At 61.9% G+C, this 1,783-nt stretch carries 1 protein-coding gene; it reads right to left on the reverse strand.

The window, feature by feature from the left end; translation table 11 throughout:
• Window positions 1–116: 116 nt before the first annotated feature.
• On the reverse strand, window positions 117–1,658 hold the full coding sequence (locus tag FEM54_RS31835; RefSeq protein WP_099548346.1) for an alkaline phosphatase D family protein: 1,542 nt from the start codon (window positions 1,656–1,658) through the stop codon (window positions 117–119).
• Window positions 1,659–1,783 lie beyond the last annotated feature (125 nt).

Raw genomic sequence — 1,783 nt, forward strand, 5'->3', positions numbered from 1 at the left:
GAGGAGCAACTGTGGGAGCTGGCTTGCCTGCGATGCAGGCACCTCGGTGTATCAGTGACACCAGGGTGATGCCATCGCAGGCAAGCCAGCTCCCACAGTTTTACGTGCATTGCAGGTCAGGCGGGCTGCAGCTTTTGCTCGAACACCGAGACCCCATCCAAGTCACGCAAGATCACGGTCAACTCCGCCGTCTGCCCGTCAATCTGCACTTCACCAAAAAACTGAAAACCGGCAAACGGCGAAGTGTTCTGCGCAGGCGGAGCCTTCTGGAACACCACCTCCGGTCCAAAGGTTTTGTCCAGTTGATTAGGCCCGAAGCTCCCCGCATTCAGCGGCCCGGCCACAAACTCCCAGAACGGCTCGAAATCCTGAAACGCCGCGCGGTCCGGGTGGTAATGATGCGCCGCGCAGTAATGCACATCCGCCGTCAGCCACACATGGTTGCGCACCTGCTGCGCGCGCAAAAACCCTAACAGTTCGGCAATCTCCAGCTCACGACCTTGGGCCGGGCCTGGGTCGCCGTTGGCGATGGCTTCCCAACGTGGCACGCCGGGGCTGACTTCACCGTCGGGCACGCCGAGGCCGATAGGCATGTCGGCGGCCACGACTTTCCACTGCGCCTGGGAGGCCTTGAGTTCGCGCTTGAGCCAATCCAGTTGCTCACGGCCCATAAAGGGCTTTTCGCCGCCCAGATTGTCGTCGTTAGGCCCGCGATAACTGCGCATGTCCAGCACGAACACATCCAGCAACGGCCCGTAGCTGAGCTTGCGATAGATGCGCCCACCGCCATCGGCGCTCTGGCGGCGCATCGGTGAATACTCCAGCCAGGCCTGGCGTGCGCGGCCGACCAAGGTGTTGATGTCCTTGGTCTGGTAACGCTCATCGAGCACCTTGCTCGGCGACCAGTTGTTGATCACCTCGTGGTCGTCCCACTGCCAGATCTGCGGCACTTCGGCATTGAAGCGGCGCACGTTTTCATCCAGCAGGTTGTAGCGATAATTGCCGCGATATTCGTCGAGGGTTTCGGCGACTTTGCTCTTGGCTTCAGTGGTGATGTTGCGCCAGATGCGCCCGTCTTCAACGGTCAGCTGGGCCGGCACTGGGCCGTCGGCGTAGATGGTGTCACCGCTGTGGATAAAAAAGTCCGGCAGGCGCAGGCGCATGGCTTCGTAAATGCGCATGCCGCCTATGTCCGGGTTGATGCCGAAGCCCTGGCCGACAGTGTCGCCGCTCCACACAAAACGGATATCACGACGCTGCTGCGGCACGCTGCGCAAGTGGCCGAACCACGGCTCGCTGGCCACGCCGGTCTGGGCGTCTTCAAAGTGCACACGGTAGAAAATCGCCTGATCGACCGGCAGCCCGGTGAGTTCGACGCGGGCGGTAAAGTCGGTGCGGCTGTCGGCCAGGGGCGAGATAAATTTGCGCGGGTTGCTGAACACACTGCGGGTGTCCCACTCCACCACCATCTTCGCCGGGCGGTCGCTGCGGCTCCAGATCATCGCCCGATCGCCCAGCAAGTCGCCGGACTGCACGCCGTCGGTGAGTTGCGGGCGGTCCTTGACCGAGGCGATCACTGCCGGCGCCAGGCCCGGCAGCAACAAACCGGCGCCAACGGCTTGCATCACGCGGCGACGGCCGAGATCGAAGTGGCTCATGCAGGTGCCCTCTTGAGTATCAAAAGGGCAACTTAAACACGGGAGCATGAAGCGGATGTGACACCGACCGTAAGAACACTGGAGATCAAAGGTGGGAGCTGGCTTGCCTGCGATTGCTTTCTGTC

Origin of the sequence: Pseudomonas edaphica, assembly GCF_005863185.1 — a bacterium.
Lineage (GTDB): Bacteria > Pseudomonadota > Gammaproteobacteria > Pseudomonadales > Pseudomonadaceae > Aquipseudomonas > Aquipseudomonas edaphica.